Below are 16,889 nucleotides of genomic sequence, written 5' to 3'. Positions count from 1 at the left end.
CGACGACGATCTTCGCGGAGGTGGTGGCGCGGGTGGCGGCCGCGGGGCTAGAGCTTGCGAAGTCCACTGAGGACCCTTTCGAGCAGCGTGACGTCCGGCGTGCCGCCCGATTCGCCGGCGGCGGCGGGCTGGTGGATGGCGACCAGGCCGGCTTCGGCGAGGTCGGCCACGAGGATCCGGGCCACCCCGAGCGGCACCTGGGCCAGGGCCGAGATCTCGGCCACCGACTTGACCTCCTGGCACAGCTGGACGATCCGCTGGTGCTCGGGCAGCAGGCCGGTGGAGCGGGCCGCACCGCCGGTGGTGGAGATCAGGGCCTCGATGGCCAGCTGGTATCGCGGTCGGGTACGGCCACCGGTCATGGCGTACGGGCGCACCAGCGGCTGCTGCTCGTAGCCGCCGTTGTTCTGGTCGCCGTAGCCGGAGCCGTACCCGTTGCCGTACGAGCCGGCCGGTGTCGGGGGCGGGGTCATGCGGATCCTCCTTGCGCTGCGGCTGATTCTGCGTCAGCTGTGGGTAGGTCGCCGGGCCCGGCGGTGTGCCGGGCCCGACGGAGGGTGACGTGAGTCCCTGTCAGTGCAGGAGGCTGCCCTGGAGTTCGGCTCGCAGGGCGGGGGTGAGGACGGCGCCGGCCCGGTCGACGAGCAGGGCCATCTCGTAGCCGACGAGGCCGATGTCGGAGTCGGGGGAGGCGAGGACGGCGAGCGAGGAGCCGTCGCTGACGGCCATCAGGAAGAGGAAGCCGCGCTCCATCTCCACGACGGTCTGGTTGACGTCGCCGCCCTCGAAGATCCGGCTGGCGCCGGAGGTGAGCGAGGTGAGGCCGGAGGCGACGGCGGCGAGCTGGTCGGCGCGGTCGCGCGGGAAGCCTTCGGACATGGCGAGCAGGAGCCCGTCGGCGGAGACCACCACCGTGTGCGACACCCCAGGGGTGTTGTCCACGAAACTGGTGATCAGCCAGTTCAGGTTGCTGGCAGCCTGACTCATCTGACTCAACTCAACGCTCCTGGTTCTCAGTGCCGAAGCCGTTGCCGCCGCGACCGCCGTCGCCGAAGGCGTCCGGCGCGGCAGAACGGTAGCCGTTCTGCCAATCGTCGGCACCGGCGGGGCGTCCCAAACCGTCGAACTGCTGCCCGGGCTGGGCTGTTCCCTGTCCCGGGTGACCCTGTCCCGGGTGACCCTGGACCGGCTGGCCCTGACCCTGGACCGGCATGGCCTGGGTGGACTCCGCACCGGCCCGGCGGCCCTGCTGGATGCCGCGGCGCAGGTTGGTCAACCGGCCGCGCACCTCCTCGGGAGCCCGGGAGACCTGCGGACCGGTCAGCGGCGCGGCCTCGGCGGTGCCCGACACCAGGTTCGCCTGCGGCGTGCGCCGGGGCAGACCGGAGAGCGTGACCCCGTCCGAGGACGGCTCGCGGACCTGCTCGGCGCGGCGCCAGCGCTCGTCGTTGGCCGACGGACGCCACGGCGCCCCGCCCTCGCCCGCGCCGCCGAACGGCTGCTGGCCGCCCTGGCCCTGGCCCTGCTGCTGGTCGAAGCCGGGGGCGCTGGTGCCGGGACGCTGCGGCTGGTAGCCGCGCGAACGGGCCTGCTGCTGCGCCGACTCGGCGGACTGCTGCTGGTTCACCTGGACCGAGGCCATCCGGCTGGCGCCGCCGTTGCGGAAGCCCTGCCCGTCCTCGCCCTGGTTGGCGCCGGCCTGACCGGTGCCGCCCTGACCGGCGCCGCCCTGACCGTCACCAACGGCGATGCCGTGCTCGGCGGCGCGGCGCGGCGGCAGTGCCATCGGCTGCTGCGGCTGCTGCGGCGCGCCCTGGTAGGGCGCGGGCGGCTGGGCCTGCTGCTGCGGGGCCTGCGGGGGCATGCCCTGGTAGCCGCCGGGCTGCTGCGGGCGCTGCTCGCCGGTCGGCCGCGGGTTGGCCACGCTCGGCAGCACCGGCTCGACCAGGCCCAGGCCCAGCGGGTCGCGCGGGTCGATCTCGCTGGCCTCGAAACGCGGCCGGGAGAACGGCACGGTGCTCTCCACCGGGGCCGGCGGGGGCGTGCTGCCGCCCGGTCCGGCGCCCTGGGGCGCGCGCTGCGGGCCGGTCTGGCCGAGCGCCGGCTGCTGCACGGTGGGCGGGCCCTGCGGGTCGCCGGCCGGTGCCTGCGGGCGGGCGGTCGGCCGGCCGGTGGGCTGGCCGGCCTGCGGGCCCTGCGGGCGACCCGTCGGCGGCTGGCCGGTGCGCGCGGGGCGCGGGGCCTGGCCCGAGGCCTGCGGCAGACCCTGGGTGGTCTGCCCGGGCTGGCGCTGCGGCAGGCCGCCGGGGCGTCCGGTGGGGCCGACATCCGTGCGGGTGTTCGGAGCGGCGGTGCGGCCGTGCTGCGGCTGCTCGCCGGCCTGGGCACCCTGCGGCGCCGCGGGGGCACCTCGGCGCGGCAGGCCGGGGCCACCGGCCGGCGCACCACCGGTCGGTGCACCACCGGTCGGCGCACCGCCGGTCGGCGCACCGCCGGCCCGGCGGCCACCCTGCTGCGGCGCGGAGCCGGACGGGCTCTGGCGCAGCGACTCGCCGCGGGCCCGGGTCGGCAGGCCGCCGCTCGGGCTGCCCTGTGCGGTCGGCGCGGGCTGGGCCGCCGGCCCGGGCTGGGCCTGCTGCGGAGCCTGCGGCCCCTGCGGGCCCTGGCCGAGCTGCGGGCGGCCACCGGGCGCACCGCCCACCCCGGCGCTCTGGCCGAGCGCCGGGGTCGGGCCGCCGGGCAGCGTGCGGTGCTGGCGCGGCGTCGGTGCGGCCGCGCGCGGGCCCTTGCTCGGCTGCGCGGGGCCGGGGCGCGTGCCGCGCCGGTCGGCCGAGTTGGTGACGTCGGTCGGGAGCATGACCAGCGCGGTGGTGCCACCGGAGTCGCTGGGACGCAGCTGGATCCGGATGCCGTGACGCAGCGAGAGGCGACCGACCACGAACAGGCCCATGCGGCGGGAGACCGAGACGTCCACCGTCGGCGGGTTGGCCAGTCGCTCGTTGATCTCGGCCAGGTCGTCGGGGGACAGACCGATGCCGGTGTCGTGGATCTCGATCAGCACCCGGCCGTCCGGCAGCGCGTGGCCGGTGACCCGGACCCTGGTCTGCGGGCTGGAGAACGAGGTGGCGTTCTCCAGCAGCTCGGCGAGCAGGTGGACGAGGTCGTTGACCACGCGGCCGGCCACCTCGGCGGACGGCACGGTGGCGAGTTCGATGCGCTCGTACTGCTCCACCTCGGAGGCGGCGGCGCGCAGCACGTCGACCAGCGGCACCGGGCGGGTCCATCGGCGGCCGGGGTCCTCACCGGCGAGGACCAGCAGGTTTTCGCCGTTGCGGCGCATGCGGGTGGCCAGGTGGTCGAGCTTGAAGAGGCTGGCCAGCTGGTCGGGGTCGGCCTCGCGGCTCTCCAGTTCGGAGATCAGCGAGAGCTGGCGCTGGATGAGGCCCTGGCTGCGGCGCGAGAGGTTGGTGAACATCGAGTTGATGTTGCCTCGGAGCAGCGCCTGCTCGGCGGCCAGGCGGACCGCCTCGCTGTGCACCATGTCGAACGCGTGGGCCACGTGGCCGATCTCGTCCGAGGAGTCGACACCGACCGGCTCCACGGTGACGTCCACGTCGTGCGGGTCGGTCTCCGAGAGCGTCTTGACCAGCTCGGGCAGGCGCCGCTCGGCGATGTCCTCGGCGGCGGTCTGCAGCCGGGTCAGCGAGCGCACCATCGAGCGGGCCACCAGGGCGGCACCGATCACGGCGACCAGCAGCACCAGCGCGACCACGACGCTGTTGAGGATCACGTCGTTGTCGGCCTGCGCCTGCAGCGACTGGGCCTGGGACTTGAGCTTCTCGAGCAGCGACTTCTCGATCGCCGTGTCGGCGGCGATCCGCACGCTGGACTGGTCGTACCAGTCCTGGTAGGTGCGCGGGTCGGCCTGCTTGATGCCGTTGGTGGCCAGCACCTGGGTGGCGTACCGGTCGGCCAGCTGGATGTTGGTGTTGTTGGTCTGGCGGGCGCGCAGCTTCAGCGCGTCGGCGTTGCCGTAGATCGCGTTGAAGTTGGAGACCGCGTTGTCGTACGCGGTGCTCAGGCGGTAGCCGAAGCTCTGGTCCGAGGTGGACAGGTCGGCGCCGCCCGGGCGGGCCAGCGCGGCGGCGATCAGCGCGCGCTGCTCGGAGCTGCTCTCCTTCTCGGTGGAGAACTGCTCCAGCGCACGGGTGGCCTTGACCAGGTCGGGGTTGGAGGAGGCGAGTGCGATGTCCTGGCTGATCGACACGAGGTCCTTGATGATCGTGTCGTAACTGGTGACCGTCGCCTCGATGTTGTCCTTCTGGCTGTAGGCGTTGGTGCGGGTGGTGGGGAGCAGCTGCATGTCCTTGCGGACCTGCAGGAGCAGCGAGTCACCGCCCGACAGGTCCATGCCGTCGAAGCTGTCGGCACGGGTGTTGTACGCCTTGATGGCCGTGTCGGTGGTGGCCCGGGCGTTGTTCACCACGTCGTACTGCTGGGTCGGGTCCGTGGTCAGCGGACCGGCACTGACGTCGCGCTCCTCCTGGAGCGCGTCGGCCAGCGCGGTGGCCTTGGCCGCCAGGTCGCTGAGGTTGGTCATCTGGGCGAGCTGCTTGGAGCTGGCCGTCGAGCTGGAGATGCGCAGGCCGCCGAGGACCAGCGCGACCACCACGGGGAGCAGCAGCAGCGCGATCAGTCGGGTGCGGATTCGCCAGTTGCGCAGCCGGAGCCGGCCGAAGCCGGTGGCCCGGCGGCGGGTCAGCGAGCCGCGCAGTCTGGCGCGCCCGCTCTCGCGGCTCTCGCCGCCCTCGTCGAGGTGGTCGTCGGCAGCCTCCGGGGCGCCGTTGGTGAGCCGGTCGCCCGGCGCGGCGTCCGGCTCCGACTGGTGGGGGGCAGCCAGGGGATCCGGTGACTCCGCCTGGCCTGCGGCGCCGCTACCCCTTTTGAAACGTCCCTGCACTGGCGTCGCAACCTCTGGACCGGGCGCCCCTCCGCGTTACCGAGGACAGGGCGGTGGCGAGTTTCGATTTCGGCAGACCCGGCGGATCCGGGCATGCACACGAGCCGCCGTGGGTAGGTCCTCTGCACCGCGCTCGGCCGGTGACGGTCGGTTGGATCGCGCTTCGCGGCGCTCGCGGTGCCAAGGAGGTTTACCTCCGGCGGTCGTGGCATTCCAGCACAGCCCGGGAACTCCAACAAGGGGCGGGGTGGCGACTGCAAGGGTGCTACCGAGTGCGTGCGCGGTCTCACGGACGGTGCGGTGCAGGTCGCGAATACGGCTCTTTTCGGACAGTTGACGCCTCATCGTCCGAAACTCGCCGGTAGGACGGCTTCCCGGTATGCCTGGTACTTCTGGATTGTCGGAATTTACTTCTTGGGTGAAATATCCAATATGCGCGCGTTGGCCATGGAATTGTGAGCAAACTCACAGGCCAATGTGTAGCTTTGGTCACGGCGTCTGTGGAATGAGATCCCTACGCTGGCTGCTGAGTCCTACCGGTGCCTCATGTGCCCAGTTGGAGCAGGCCACCGGTACCGAGGACCACCGGTACTTCCCCCGAATCGAAGGTGCAGAAGCGATGTCCCAGACGCCGGCCGTGTCGGTCAGCAAGCCGCTCAGCAAGGCGGTCAGCAAGTCGACCATCGGCTCCCGCGCGACCGCCAACCCGCGCCGGACCACCCTGGCCTCGCTGGAGGACTTCAGCCAGCTGCCCGGCGCCCGCACCAGCCGCGAGCCGGTCGAGTACTCCGCCGACCTGCCCCAGAGCACCGCCAACCCGCGCCGCACCATCCTGATGAAGGTGCCCGAGCAGCAGCAGGCCTGAGCACGCGCACCCCGTCCCGAGGGCGCCGTCACCGCTGGTGGCGGCGCCCTCGGCGATTGCCCGGGCGATAGCCTGGAGCACTCGTCGATCCAGTGCTGAGAGGTTGCCCAGCCGTGCGAATTGCCAGGTTCTCTGTCCGAGAAGGAGGCGCTGCCGCCGGCAGTGTGTCCTTCGGTGTGGTCGAGGGGGACGCCTCCCGGCCGGAGTCGCTGATGGTGCACGCCATGGCCGGCCACCCCTTCGGTACCCCGCAACTGACCGGTGAGAGCTACCCGATCGGCCAGGTCAGGCTGCTCACCCCGATGCTGCCCAGCAAGATCGTCGCGGTCGGCCGGAACTACGCCGCGCACGCCGCCGAGCTGGGCCATCAGGTCCCTGAGGTCCCACTGACCTTCTTCAAGCCCTCCACCGCGGTGATCGGCCCCACCGAGTCGATCGCCTACCCGCCGTTCTCCAGTGATGTGCAGCACGAGGCCGAACTGGCCGTGGTGATCGGCCGGATGTGCCGCGAGGTGCCGCTGGACCGGGTGCCCGAGGTGATCTTCGGCTACACCTGCGCCAACGACGTGACCGCGCGTGACGTCCAGCAGCGCGAAGGACAGTGGGCCAGGGCCAAGGGCTTCGACACCAGCTGCCCGCTCGGCCCGTGGATCGAGACCGAACTCGACCCGGCCGACCTGGCCGTCAGCTGCACGGTCAACGGCGAACCGCGCCAGAGCGGTCGCACCTCGCAGATGATCCGCGGCGTCGCCGAGCTGATCGCGCACATCTCCGAGGCCATGACGCTGCTCCCGGGTGACGTCATCCTCACCGGTACCCCCGCGGGCGTCGGCCCGCTGCAGGTCGGCGACGAGGTCGCCGTCACCATCGAGGGCATCGGCACTCTTGCCAACAAGGTCATCTCTCGCGCTTGAAAGGCCGTACGCGTGGCTAACTCCACCCCGGACCTCGACCCCACCGTCCGGGTCCGATTCTGTCCCTCCCCGACCGGCAACCCGCACGTCGGCCTGGTCCGCACCGCCCTGTTCAACTGGGCCTTCGCCCGGCACCACGGCGGCACCCTGGTCTTCCGGATCGAGGACACCGACGCGGCCCGGGACTCCGAGGACTCCTACAACCAGCTGCTCGACGCGATGCGCTGGCTCGGCTTCGACTGGGACGAGGGCCCCGAGATCGGCGGCCCGCACGCGCCCTACCGGCAGTCCCAGCGGATGGACATCTACGCCGATGTCGCCCGCCGGCTGCACGAGGCCGGGCACGCCTACGAGTGCTTCTGCAGCACCGAGGAGCTGGACGCGCGCCGCGAGGCGGCCCGCGCGGCCGGCCTGCCCTCGGGCTACGACGGCCTGTGCCGCACGCTGACCGAGGAGCAGAAGGCGATCCACCGGGCCGAGGGCCGGCAGCCGATCCTGCGCTTCAAGATGCCCGACCGGACCATCGTCTTCGACGACCTGGTCCGCGGCAGCCTCAGCTTCGAGCCCAAGGACGTGCCGGACTACGGCATCGTGCGGGCCAACGGCGCCCCGCTCTACACCCTGGTGAACCCGGTGGACGACGCCCTGATGGGCATCACCCACGTGCTGCGCGGCGAGGACCTGCTCTCCTCCACGCCGCGTCAGATCGCCCTCTACGCCGCGCTGGCGGAGATCGGCGTGGGCGGCGGGACCACCCCGCGGTTCGGCCACCTGCCGTACGTGATGGGCGAGGGCAACAAGAAGCTCTCCAAGCGCGACCCGCAGGCCAGCCTCAACCTCTACCGCGAGCGCGGCTTCCTGCCCGAGGGCCTGCTCAACTACCTGGCCCTGCTGGGCTGGTCGCTGGCCGAGGACCGGGACCGGTTCTCCATGGCGGAGCTGGTCGAGGCCTTCGACATCAGCAAGGTGAACGCCAACCCGGCCCGCTTCGACCTGAAGAAGTGCGAGTCGATCAACGCCGACCACCTGCGGATGCTCAGCCCCGAGGACTTCGCGGCCCGGCTGGTGCCGTACCTGCAGGGCGCGGGGCTGCTGCCGGCCGAGCCGACCGCGGCCCAGCTGGAGCTGCTGGCCAAGGCCGCGCCGCTGACCCAGGAGCGGATGGTCGTGCTCTCCGAGGTGGTCGACATGCTCGGCTTCCTCTTCGTCGCCCCGGAGGCCTTCGCGGTCGACGCGGACGACGCGGCCAAGGCGCTGACCGCCGACGCCCGCCCGGTGCTGGCCGCCAGCATCAAGGCGCTCGGGGAGCTCGCGGACTTCGGTCCCGAGCCGATCCAGGCCGCCCTGCGCGAGGCGCTGGTGGAGGGGCTGGGCATCAAGCCCAAGTTCGCCTTCACGCCGCTGCGGGTGGCCGTCACGGGCCGGCGGATCTCCCCGCCGCTCTTCGAGTCGATGGAGCTGCTGGGCCGCCCGGAGACGCTGCGCCGTCTCGCGGCGTCGCTGGACGCCCTGCCGGAGGCCTGACGCGCTGTCGGGCCTGGTCGGGCAAGCCGCCGTGACCAGGCCCGACGCCCGGCCTGCGGTTATCGATTTTGGAGCGGGGCCACGCGTCGGGTAATGTTCTTTCTGCGCCGCCCGGGAGGGCAACGGCGAGGAACCAGAAGCCTCACCGGGATCCACACCGATCGGTACCGGCGCAAACATCGGGCAAGACTCCTGGTACAGGGGTTGTGTTCTGATGGGGTATGGTGTAATTGGCAGCACGAGTGATTCTGGTTCATTTAGTCTAGGTTCGAGTCCTGGTACCCCAGCGCAGTACCTGCAGTTCAGTACGTTGTAGTACCGCAAGCCCCCGTTGTGTAGCGGCCTAGCACGCTGCCCTCTCACGGCAGTAGCGCCGGTTCGAATCCGGTCGGGGGTACGCAATGCAGAACATATGCATAGCAGGAGCCCCCGTTGTGTAGCGGCCTAGCACGCTGCCCTCTCACGGCAGTAGCGCCGGTTCGAATCCGGTCGGGGGTACCAGATCCTTCATCAGTCACCATCCGGACGAGACCGGCTCGAACGAGCCGGTTCCCGGAGGCGGCGAAGCTGGATCGCCAGTTTGCCCCCGTTGTGTAGCGGCCTAGCACGCTGCCCTCTCACGGCAGTAGCGCCGGTTCGAATCCGGTCGGGGGTACTCAGCAGTTCGGCCGATGGTCTCGAACCATCGGCTTGATTGCTGTTGGGATATGGTGTAATTGGCAGCACGAGTGATTCTGGTTCATTTAGTCTAGGTTCGAGTCCTGGTATCCCAGCCAAAGAAGTCCGACGAAAAGCACCCCCGGTGATCCGGGGGTTTTTTTGCGTTTCCGGGCCGCCGCGGGCCGGTGAACAGAAAAGGGGCCGCGCACCAGATCCTGGCGCGCGGCCCCTGTCGTGCCGTGCTGTGCCGTGCCGGGGCATTACCGGCCCCCGGGGTGCCGTTGCCGGTGCGGGAGCGGCTCAGCCCCGGCGCAGGGCGTCGGTGAGCCGGTTGGCGGCCTCGATGATGGCCTGCGCGTGCAGTCGGCCCGGGTGGCGGGTCAGGCGCTCGATGGGGCCGGAGACCGAGACGGCGGCCACCACGCGGTTGGAGGGCCCGCGGACCGGTGCGGAGACCGAGGCGACGCCCGGCTCCCGCTCGCCGATCGACTGGGCCCAGCCGCGGCGCCGCACGCCGCTCAGCGCGGTGGCGGTGAAGCGCGCGCCCTGCAGACCGCGGTGGAGCCGCTCGGGCTCCTCCCAGGCGAGCAGGACCTGGGCGGCCGAGCCGGCCTTCATCGGCAGGGTGCTGCCGACCGGGACGGTGTCCCGCAGGCCGGAGAGCCGCTCGGCGGCGGCGACGCAGATCCGCATCTCGCCCTGCCGGCGGTAGAGCTGTGCGCTCTCGCCGGTGACGTCGCGCAGGTGGGTCAGGACCGGGCCCGCGGTGGCGAGCAGCCGGTCCTCACCCGCCGCGGCGGAGAGTTCGGCAAGTCGGGGGCCGAGGATGAACCGGCCCTGCATGTCCCTGGTGACCAGGCGGTGGTGTTCGAGTGCGACGGCGAGTCGGTGGGCGGTGGGCCGCGCCAGGCCGGTGGCGGCGACCAGCCCCGCCAACGTGGCGGGGCCCGACTCCAGTGCGCTGAGCACCAGAGCGGCCTTGTCGAGAACGCCGACGCCGCTAGTGTTGTCCATACGCCGATACTGCAGTCTCATTCCGCGAGACGCAAGTTCAATCTTCGGAGAAACGCGCCACCCTGGAGGAGCAGCCCGGGTGGCATCCCCCGGGAACGGGCACCCCAACGACACGATCAGGCCGGCAGAGCGGCCGGCTGGAGGGAACGCGATGGGACGGACACTCGCAGAGAAGGTCTGGAACGACCACCTGGTGCGGCGCGCGGAGGGCGAGCCCGACCTGCTCTACATCGATCTCCATCTGCTCCACGAGGTGACCAGCCCGCAGGCCTTCGACGGCCTGCGACTGGCCGGCCGTCCGGTCCGCCGCACCGATCTGACGATCGCCACCGAGGACCACAACACCCCCACCCTGGACATCGACAAGCCCATCGCGGACCCGGTTTCCAAGGTGCAGTTGGAGACCCTGCGCCGCAACGCGGCCGAGTTCGGGGTCCGGATCCACTCGCTGGGTGACGTGGAGCAGGGCGTCGTCCACGTGGTGGGACCGCAGCTGGGACTGACCCAGCCGGGCATGACCGTGGTCTGTGGTGACTCTCACACCTCCACCCACGGCGCCTTCGGCGCACTGGCGTTCGGCATCGGCACCAGCCAGGTCGAGCACGTGCTGGCCACCCAGACGCTGCCGCTGGCCCCGTTCCGGACCATGGCGATCACCGTCGAGGGCGAGCTGCCCGAGGGCGTGACCGCCAAGGACCTGATCCTGGCGATCATCACCAAGATCGGTACCGGCGGCGGCCAGGGCTACGTCCTGGAGTACCGCGGCTCGGCGATCCGCGGGCTGTCCATGGAAGCCCGGATGACCATCTGCAACATGTCCATCGAAGCGGGCGCCCGGGCCGGCATGATCGCCCCGGACGACACCACCTTCGACTACCTGCAGGGCCGTCCGCACGCCCCCGAGGGTGCCGACTGGGACGCCGCGGTCGCCTACTGGCGCACGCTGGCCACCGATGAGGACGCGGTCTTCGACGCCGAGGTGTTCATCGACGCGAGCGAGCTGACCCCGTTCGTCACCTGGGGCACCAACCCCGGCCAGGGCGCGCCGCTGGGCGCCTCGGTGCCGGACCCGGCCTCCTTCGAGGACCCGCAGGAGCGGGCCGCCGCCGAGAACGCGCTGGCCTACATGGGCCTGACCGCCGGCACCCCGCTGCGCGAGGTCCCGGTCGACGCGGTCTTCGTCGGCTCCTGCACCAACGGCCGGATCGAGGACCTGCGGGCCGCCGCCGACATCCTGGACGGCCGCCAGGTCGCCGAGGGCGTGCGGATGCTGGTGGTGCCCGGTTCGGTACGGGTCGCGCTGCAGGCCGTCGAGGAGGGGCTGGACAAGGTGTTCACCGCCGCGGGGGCCGAATGGCGGCACGCGGGCTGCTCGATGTGCCTGGGCATGAACCCCGACCAGCTGGCCCCGGGCGAGCGCTGCGCCTCGACCTCGAACCGCAACTTCGAGGGCCGCCAGGGCAAGGGTGGCCGCACCCACCTGGTGTCGCCTCAGGTGGCCGCCGCCACCGCGGTGCTGGGCCGTCTGGCCGCGCCGTCCGATCTGACCGTCGACCGTTCCGCCGGAACCCGTGCTGCGGGCACCGTCGCCCTGGAGGTCTGAAGCGCGATGGAGAAGTTCACCACCCACACCGGCCGGGCCGTTCCGCTGCGCCGCAGCAACGTCGACACCGACCAGATCATCCCCGCCCATTGGCTCAAGAAGGTCACCCGCTCGGGTTTCGAGGACGGACTCTTCGAGGCCTGGCGCAAGGACGGGTCTTTCATCCTCAACCAGCCCGAGCGCAGCGGTGCGACCGTGCTGGTGGCCGGTCCCGAGTTCGGCACCGGATCATCGCGTGAGCACGCCGTCTGGGCCTTGCAGAACTACGGCTTCCAGGCCGTGATCTCCTCCCGTTTCGCCGATATCTTCCGCGGGAACTCGTTGAAGAACGGGCTGCTCACCGTGGTGTTGCCGCAGGAGACGGTGGAGCGGCTCTGGGCGCTGACCGAGGCCGATCCGAACGCCGAGATCACCGTTGACCTGGAGGCCCGCGAGGTGCGCGCCGAAGGCGTCAGCGCCCCGTTCGAGCTGGATGAGAACGCCCGCTGGCGGCTGCTCAACGGGCTGGACGACATCAGCATCACACTGCGGAACGCTGATGACATCACCGCCTTCGAGCAGCACCGGCCCGGCTTCAAGCCGCGCACCCTGCCGCTCTCCTGAGGAGCGGCAAAGGTCGGCAATCCCGTAGCACCACCGATGGCCCGTCCCCTTCCCGGGGGACGGGCCATCGGTCCGTTGCGGGGGGGAGTTAGGTCCTGACACCGCGTGAGATGTGGCAAGATACCGGCCCCGGATTTGGGTGAAGACGGGGCCGACGCGTCGCAACTCCGAACGGATGGCACAATCAAGGCATGCACCGGCACCACGAACCTCCGTACGCGGGCGGCGATCCCGCGTCGTCGGAGTTCGTGGTCCGGGAAGCCGAGAGTCGAATTGACGATCGGCCGGACGTCGAGACCTCAGCCGATGAGGGACCGGACGACCCGGAAGTCGCGGCGCTCTACGCGCTAGTGGCAGAGCGGTTGAAGCAGGCTCACACACGTGTGCACGCGCTGCACGCGTCGGAGGAAGCAAAGACCGCTCTCACCCGGCAACTGTTGATCGTCACCGAGACCGCCAAGCGCGATCTCCCGGAGGCGGCGCGGCGGTTGAGTCGCTTTGTGCAGGACCTCGACGAGGGGCAGCCACCCCTCGGCTGAGGTCGCAGACGCGCAAATCCATTGCGACACTAGGGTGATTCGCGCGTTTGGTAATTGAAAGTCCGCAAATAGATGCCTAACGTGCGAATTGAACGGATGGAATCATCCGGCGCCCGTTTCTGAAGGGGAAGACGTGAACAAGGCTCAGCTTGTCGAAGCGGTGGCCGAGCAGCTGGGTGGTCGCAAGGCTGCCGCAGAGGCCGTCGACGCAGTGCTCGACACCATGGTGCGTGCCGTTGTGGCCGGTGACCGTGTGTCGGTCACCGGTTTCGGCACCTTCGAAAAGGTGGAGCGCTCCGCGCGTTTCGCCCGTAACCCGCAGACCGGCGAGCGGGTCAAGGTCAAGAAGACCTCGGTCCCGCGCTTCCGCCCGGGCCAGGGTTTCAAGGACCTGGTCAGCGGCAGCAAGAAGCTGCCGAAGGACGGTCCCTCGGTCAAGAAGGCCCCCAAGGGCTCGCTGACCCCGGGCAAGAGCGGCACCACCGCCGCGGTCAAGCGCGCCGCCACCAAGCGCGCCGCTGCCGCTGCCGAGGCCGCCCCCGCCAAGAAGGCCGCGGCGAAGAAGACCACCACCGCGAAGAAGGCGACGACCGTCGCCAAGACGGCCGCGGCGAAGAAGACCACCACGGCCAAGAAGGCGACGACCGTCGCCAAGACGACCGCGGCGAAGAAGACCACCACGGCCAAGAAGGCGACGACTGCCGCCAAGACGGCCGCAGCGAAGAAGACCGCTCCGGCGAAGAAGACCGCCACCCGCAAGACCACGGCCCGCAAGACCGCCGCGAAGTAATCGCGTCCGGTTGGGGCCAGGAGCTGGGACTTCTGGTGGTCCGTCAGGACCGAGCAAAGCCGCGGCGGCCCGCCCTCTGCCATGAGGGCGGGCCGCCGCGGCTTTCCGCGTCCGGCCGGGGGCGCCGAGCGCCGTCGGCTGAACGGTCGTCAGCTCTGCTCGGGCGCCTCGGGGTCGGGGAAGGTCTGCAGGGTCACGAAGACCGCCCTGCGCTGTGTTCCGCTGCCGGCCAGCCGGATCCGCACCCGCTGCCCGGGGCGCAGCAGGAGCAGCCCGCCCGCCTCGAACGCGGCCGCGTCGAACGGGATCGGGGTGCCGTCGTCGAGCAGCACGGAGCCGGCCCGGGTGGCGGGGTCGAAGGTGTACGCGGTGGCCTGCATACCAGCAGCATAGAGCGGGTCCGACGGTCCCGGGCAGCGCCAGGGGGACCGTCAGACCAGCGCCGCCGCCACCAGCCGGGTGTGCGGGCCGACCCCGAGCAGCAGTGCCTCGGCCAGGTCGGCGGCGGTGTCCACGTCCCGGCGCACCGACGGCACGTCGGGCAGCGTGAGTTCGAGCGCGCCGCCGAGCGCGTGTCGCTGCCGGGAGGCGCCGCCGAAAGCCGGCTCCAGCTGCCGCCCGGCCGCGCAGGCCAACAGCGTGGTGCCCTGCCCGGGGGCGTCCGCCAGGAAGGCGCGCGCCCCGGCCGGTACCGCGCCCAGTACACGGGCCAGTTCGGCCGGCCGCAGCGCGGGCAGGTCCGCGGAGAGCGCGGCCAGGGGCGCGTCCGGCCGCAGCCGCCGCGCGTGTGCCGCGCCATGCGCCAGCGCGGGGTTGAGGCCGTCGTCCGCGTGCCCGGTGGGCTCGTCGGTGACCAGGACCGCGCCCAGGCCGGCCAGCCGCGGACCGGCCACCGGATCCCGCGAGACCACCAGAACCTGCGCCACCGCCGGGCAGTTCAGCGCGGCCGTCACGGTGTCCAGGGCGAACGCCAGCGCGAGGTCGGCCCGGTGCGCTCCGGCGTACGGGTCGAGCCGGCTCTTCGCCAGCGCGAGCGGCTTCAGCGGCATCACCAGGCTCCACGCGCCCGATCGGCCCTGCGGCCCGGGGCCCGGTTGCGCGGGGGAGTGCTGCGCGCCCGGGAGCTGTGCGTGCGGGACCTGCGCGGGCCGGACCTGTGCGGGCCGGCGGGGGCGTACCGTGTGCTCGGTCATCGGTGACATTCTCGCTTCGGTCCGTCAGGCTCCGCCAGAGCGCCCCCCGACGCCGGCGTGCGATTGGTCACTCGGCGCCGACCCGCGCCCGGCCCTGCTCGACAGGGCCGGTCGGCCCGGCGAGGATGGCCAGGGTTTGCCGGTCCGCTGGGCCGGCGGCGCCCGAATGCGATCATGCGATGGACGACGGTCGCGGCACTCCTCTGTGTCGCGCGACACGATGGAGGACCTGGGGTGGCCCGCCGCTCGTACGCCAGTTTCGGCAACGCCGACTACGGAATCTGGTACCGCTTCGCCGCGGTCCTGGTGAAGCCGGTGACGACCGCTCTGGTGAAGCCCGACTGGCGTGGCTGGGAGAATCTGCCCACGGAGGGCGGCTACCTGACGGTGGTGAACCACAACTCGGTGATCGACCCGGTGGTCTACGCGCACTTCCAGTACAACAGCGGCCGGCCGCCGCGGATCCTGGGCAAGTCCTCCCTCTTCAAGGTGCCGTTCATCGGCTTCATGCTCCGCAAGACCGGTCAGATCCCGGTCTACCGGGACTCCACGGACGCCGCGATGGCCTTCCGCGCCGCGATCGACGCGGTCAACAGCGGCCAGGTGGTGCAGTTCTATCCGGAGGGCACCATCACCCGCGATCCGGAGTTGTGGCCGATGACCGGCAAGAGCGGGGCGGCCCGGGTGGCGCTGATGACCGGCGCGCCGGTGATCCCGGTGGCGCACTGGGGCGCGCACGAGATCGTTCCGCCGTACGGCAAGGGCCTGGGCGGGCGGTCGGCCAAGGTGAGCCTGTTCCCGCGCAAGAAGGTCGTGGTGGCGGCCGGACCGCCGGTCGACCTGAGCCGCTACCAGGGCAAGGAGCTGACCAGCCAGGTGCTGCGCGAAGCCACCGAGGACATCATGGACGCGATCACCGAGGTGCTCGCCGGGATCCGCGGTGAGCAGCCGCCCGCCGAGCGCTTCGACCTGCGCAAGGACGCCCGCGACCGCCGCGCGGCCCGGGCAGGTGAGGCCCGCGCCGAGCAGCTCGCCGCCGGGCAGCCCGCCGCCAGGCAGAACACAGCCGGGCAGCCCGCCGCCGGGCAGCCCGCCGCTGGGCAGAACACAGCGCAGAAGAGCAAGGCCGGGTCCGCCACCGACGGCGAATCCCGTACCGACGAGCAGAACGAGGCCGACCGATGACCCGCTGCGCCGTCTTCGGTACCGGCTCCTGGGGTACCCCGTTCGCGATGATCCTGGCCGACGCCGGCTGCCAGGTCGCGCTCTGGGGCCGCCGCAAGGAGCTGGTCGACACCATCGCGGCCACCCGCACCAACCCCGAGTACCTGCCCGGCATCGTGCTGCCCGAGGCGGTCGTGCCGACCACCGACGCGGCCGCCGCGCTGGCCGGGGCCGACTTCGCGGTGCTCGCGGTGCCCTCCCAGACGCTGCGCGAGAACCTGGCCGCCTGGAAGCCGCTGATCGGCCCGGACACCGTCCTGGTGAGCCTGATGAAGGGCATCGAACTGGGCACCGCCAAGCGGATGACCGAGGTGATCCGCGAGGTCGCCGGGGTCGGCCCGGAGCGGGTCGCCGTGGTGTCCGGTCCCAACCTGGCGCCGGAGATCGCCAAGCGCCAGCCGGCCGCCAGCGTGGTCGCCTGCGCCGACGAGGCGGTCGCCAAGCGGCTCCAGCAGGCTTGCCACACACCGTACTTCCGCCCCTACACCAACACCGACGTGATCGGTTGCGAGCTGGGCGGCGCGGTCAAGAACGTGATCGGCCTGGCGGTCGGGATGGCCGACGGGATGGGCCTGGGCGACAACACCAAGGCCACCCTGATGACCCGCGGCCTGGCCGAGATCACCCGGCTCGGCGAGCGGCTGGGCGCCGACCCGCACACCTTCGCGGGCCTGGCCGGCATGGGCGACCTGGTGGCCACCTGCTCCTCGCCGCTCTCCCGCAACCACACCTTCGGGTTCAACCTGGGCAAGGGCATGACCCTGGAACAGGTGATCGCCGCCACCAAGCAGACCGCCGAGGGCGTCAAGTCCTGCGAGTCGGTGCTGGACCTGGCCCGGCGCAACGGCGTCGACATGCCGATCGTCGCGGCCGTGGTCGAGGTGGTGCACAACGGGCGGCCCACCCAGCAGGTGCTCAAGGACCTGATGGGTCGCTCGGCGGGCCCGGAGCGTCGGTGACGGTGCCGGTGACGGGGAACCGGAAGGCTCGCAAGGTAGTC

At 71.6% G+C, this 16,889-nt stretch carries 15 protein-coding genes and 5 tRNA genes; 14 read left to right on the top strand and 6 right to left on the bottom strand.

Annotated features, from left to right (window positions below):
* Positions 1-47: 47 nt before the first annotated feature.
* The 3 genes from ACFZB9_RS34435 to ACFZB9_RS34425 all read right to left on the bottom strand — a co-directional run bounded on the left by ACFZB9_RS34435 (position 48) and on the right by ACFZB9_RS34425 (position 4,960).
* A complete protein-coding gene (locus ACFZB9_RS34435) occupies positions 48-473 on the bottom strand; it encodes a DUF742 domain-containing protein (RefSeq protein ID WP_391453782.1) in 426 nt (141 codons plus the stop codon).
* A gap of 100 nt (positions 474-573) precedes the next feature.
* Positions 574-987: a roadblock/LC7 domain-containing protein gene (locus ACFZB9_RS34430; protein ID WP_391453787.1), complete on the bottom strand. Its 414-nt coding sequence runs from the start codon at positions 985-987 to the stop codon at positions 574-576.
* A gap of 10 nt (positions 988-997) precedes the next feature.
* A complete protein-coding gene (locus ACFZB9_RS34425; RefSeq protein ID WP_391453781.1) occupies positions 998-4,960 on the bottom strand; it encodes a nitrate- and nitrite sensing domain-containing protein in 3,963 nt (1,320 codons plus the stop codon).
* Between the two features lie 619 nt (positions 4,961-5,579).
* On the opposite strand from ACFZB9_RS34425, the gene ACFZB9_RS34420 reads away from it, so the two are divergent.
* From ACFZB9_RS34420 to ACFZB9_RS34385, 8 genes are all read left to right on the top strand, one after another.
* Complete coding sequence (locus ACFZB9_RS34420; protein WP_391453779.1) at positions 5,580-5,825, top strand: hypothetical protein; 246 nt, start codon at positions 5,580-5,582, stop codon at positions 5,823-5,825.
* Positions 5,826-5,938: 113 nt separating this feature from the next.
* The gene (locus ACFZB9_RS34415) at positions 5,939-6,739 is read left to right on the top strand and encodes a fumarylacetoacetate hydrolase family protein (protein WP_391453777.1); all 801 of its coding nucleotides are present in this window, start codon (positions 5,939-5,941) and stop codon (positions 6,737-6,739) included.
* 12 nt (positions 6,740-6,751) lie between these two features.
* Positions 6,752-8,263: a glutamate--tRNA ligase gene (gene gltX / locus ACFZB9_RS34410; protein WP_391453776.1), complete on the top strand. Its 1,512-nt coding sequence runs from the start codon at positions 6,752-6,754 to the stop codon at positions 8,261-8,263.
* Positions 8,264-8,478: 215 nt separating this feature from the next.
* Positions 8,479-8,550, top strand: a tRNA-Gln gene (locus ACFZB9_RS34405).
* Positions 8,551-8,587: 37 nt separating this feature from the next.
* Positions 8,588-8,660 (top strand) — tRNA-Glu (locus tag ACFZB9_RS34400).
* 28 nt (positions 8,661-8,688) lie between these two features.
* Positions 8,689-8,764: transfer RNA gene (locus ACFZB9_RS34395), tRNA-Glu, on the top strand.
* 81 nt (positions 8,765-8,845) lie between these two features.
* Positions 8,846-8,918, top strand: a tRNA-Glu gene (locus tag ACFZB9_RS34390).
* 46 nt (positions 8,919-8,964) lie between these two features.
* A tRNA-Gln gene (locus ACFZB9_RS34385) sits at positions 8,965-9,039 on the top strand.
* Between the two features lie 184 nt (positions 9,040-9,223).
* Here ACFZB9_RS34385 and ACFZB9_RS34380 read toward each other — a convergent pair.
* The gene (locus ACFZB9_RS34380; protein ID WP_035845980.1) at positions 9,224-9,937 is read right to left on the bottom strand and encodes an IclR family transcriptional regulator; all 714 of its coding nucleotides are present in this window, start codon (positions 9,935-9,937) and stop codon (positions 9,224-9,226) included.
* Between the two features lie 151 nt (positions 9,938-10,088).
* Between ACFZB9_RS34380 and leuC the strand changes: the two genes are divergently transcribed.
* The 4 genes from leuC to ACFZB9_RS34360 all read left to right on the top strand — a co-directional run bounded on the left by leuC (position 10,089) and on the right by ACFZB9_RS34360 (position 13,472).
* Positions 10,089-11,540, top strand: a complete 1,452-nt coding sequence (leuC, locus tag ACFZB9_RS34375; RefSeq protein WP_391453775.1) for a 3-isopropylmalate dehydratase large subunit — start codon at positions 10,089-10,091, stop codon at positions 11,538-11,540.
* Between the two features lie 6 nt (positions 11,541-11,546).
* Positions 11,547-12,143: a 3-isopropylmalate dehydratase small subunit gene (gene leuD / locus ACFZB9_RS34370; protein ID WP_391453774.1), complete on the top strand. Its 597-nt coding sequence runs from the start codon at positions 11,547-11,549 to the stop codon at positions 12,141-12,143.
* A 191-nt stretch (positions 12,144-12,334) separates the two neighbouring features.
* A complete protein-coding gene (locus tag ACFZB9_RS34365; protein WP_391453772.1) occupies positions 12,335-12,682 on the top strand; it encodes a hypothetical protein in 348 nt (115 codons plus the stop codon).
* Positions 12,683-12,815: 133 nt separating this feature from the next.
* Positions 12,816-13,472: an HU family DNA-binding protein gene (locus ACFZB9_RS34360; protein ID WP_391453770.1), complete on the top strand. Its 657-nt coding sequence runs from the start codon at positions 12,816-12,818 to the stop codon at positions 13,470-13,472.
* Between the two features lie 149 nt (positions 13,473-13,621).
* Here the strand turns inward: ACFZB9_RS34360 and ACFZB9_RS34355 are convergent, their stop codons facing one another.
* Both ACFZB9_RS34355 and cofC read right to left on the bottom strand, forming a co-directional pair.
* A complete protein-coding gene (locus ACFZB9_RS34355; protein WP_391453769.1) occupies positions 13,622-13,852 on the bottom strand; it encodes a hypothetical protein in 231 nt (76 codons plus the stop codon).
* 51 nt (positions 13,853-13,903) lie between these two features.
* Positions 13,904-14,521, bottom strand: a complete 618-nt coding sequence (cofC, locus tag ACFZB9_RS34350; RefSeq protein ID WP_391453786.1) for a 2-phospho-L-lactate guanylyltransferase — start codon at positions 14,519-14,521, stop codon at positions 13,904-13,906.
* 378 nt (positions 14,522-14,899) lie between these two features.
* On the opposite strand from cofC, the gene ACFZB9_RS34345 reads away from it, so the two are divergent.
* The gene (locus ACFZB9_RS34345) at positions 14,900-15,850 is read left to right on the top strand and encodes a lysophospholipid acyltransferase family protein (RefSeq protein ID WP_391453767.1); all 951 of its coding nucleotides are present in this window, start codon (positions 14,900-14,902) and stop codon (positions 15,848-15,850) included.
* Positions 15,847-16,848 (top strand): NAD(P)H-dependent glycerol-3-phosphate dehydrogenase, encoded by a 1,002-nt coding sequence (locus ACFZB9_RS34340; protein ID WP_391453765.1) that lies wholly within the window; start codon positions 15,847-15,849, stop codon positions 16,846-16,848. Before ACFZB9_RS34345 ends, ACFZB9_RS34340 begins: the two co-directional genes overlap by 4 nt.
* Positions 16,849-16,889: the final 41 nt, after the last annotated feature.

It is taken from the genome of Kitasatospora sp. NPDC008050, from assembly GCF_042957465.1.
Lineage (GTDB): Bacteria > Actinomycetota > Actinomycetes > Streptomycetales > Streptomycetaceae > Kitasatospora.
Note: the sequence above shows the minus strand (reverse complement) of the source record. Positions and strands in the feature narration are given on the sequence as shown.

Bases quoted from the DNA above. Each gene is read 5' to 3' on its own strand.
- ACFZB9_RS34365 (WP_391453772.1), top strand. From the start codon at position 12,335: ATGCACCGGCACCACGAACCTCCGTACGCGGGCGGCGATCCCGCGTCG.
- leuC (WP_391453775.1), top strand. From the start codon at position 10,089: ATGGGACGGACACTCGCAGAGAAGGTCTGGAACGACCACCTGGTGCGG.
- ACFZB9_RS34355 (WP_391453769.1), bottom strand. From the start codon at position 13,852: ATGCAGGCCACCGCGTACACCTTCGACCCCGCCACCCGGGCCGGCTCC.
- ACFZB9_RS34380 (WP_035845980.1), bottom strand. From the start codon at position 9,937: ATGGACAACACTAGCGGCGTCGGCGTTCTCGACAAGGCCGCTCTGGTG.
- ACFZB9_RS34340 (WP_391453765.1), top strand. From the start codon at position 15,847: ATGACCCGCTGCGCCGTCTTCGGTACCGGCTCCTGGGGTACCCCGTTC.
- leuD (WP_391453774.1), top strand. From the start codon at position 11,547: ATGGAGAAGTTCACCACCCACACCGGCCGGGCCGTTCCGCTGCGCCGC.
- ACFZB9_RS34430 (WP_391453787.1), bottom strand. From the start codon at position 987: ATGAGTCAGGCTGCCAGCAACCTGAACTGGCTGATCACCAGTTTCGTG.
- cofC (WP_391453786.1), bottom strand. From the start codon at position 14,521: ATGCCGCTGAAGCCGCTCGCGCTGGCGAAGAGCCGGCTCGACCCGTAC.
- ACFZB9_RS34435 (WP_391453782.1), bottom strand. From the start codon at position 473: ATGACCCCGCCCCCGACACCGGCCGGCTCGTACGGCAACGGGTACGGC.
- ACFZB9_RS34420 (WP_391453779.1), top strand. From the start codon at position 5,580: ATGTCCCAGACGCCGGCCGTGTCGGTCAGCAAGCCGCTCAGCAAGGCG.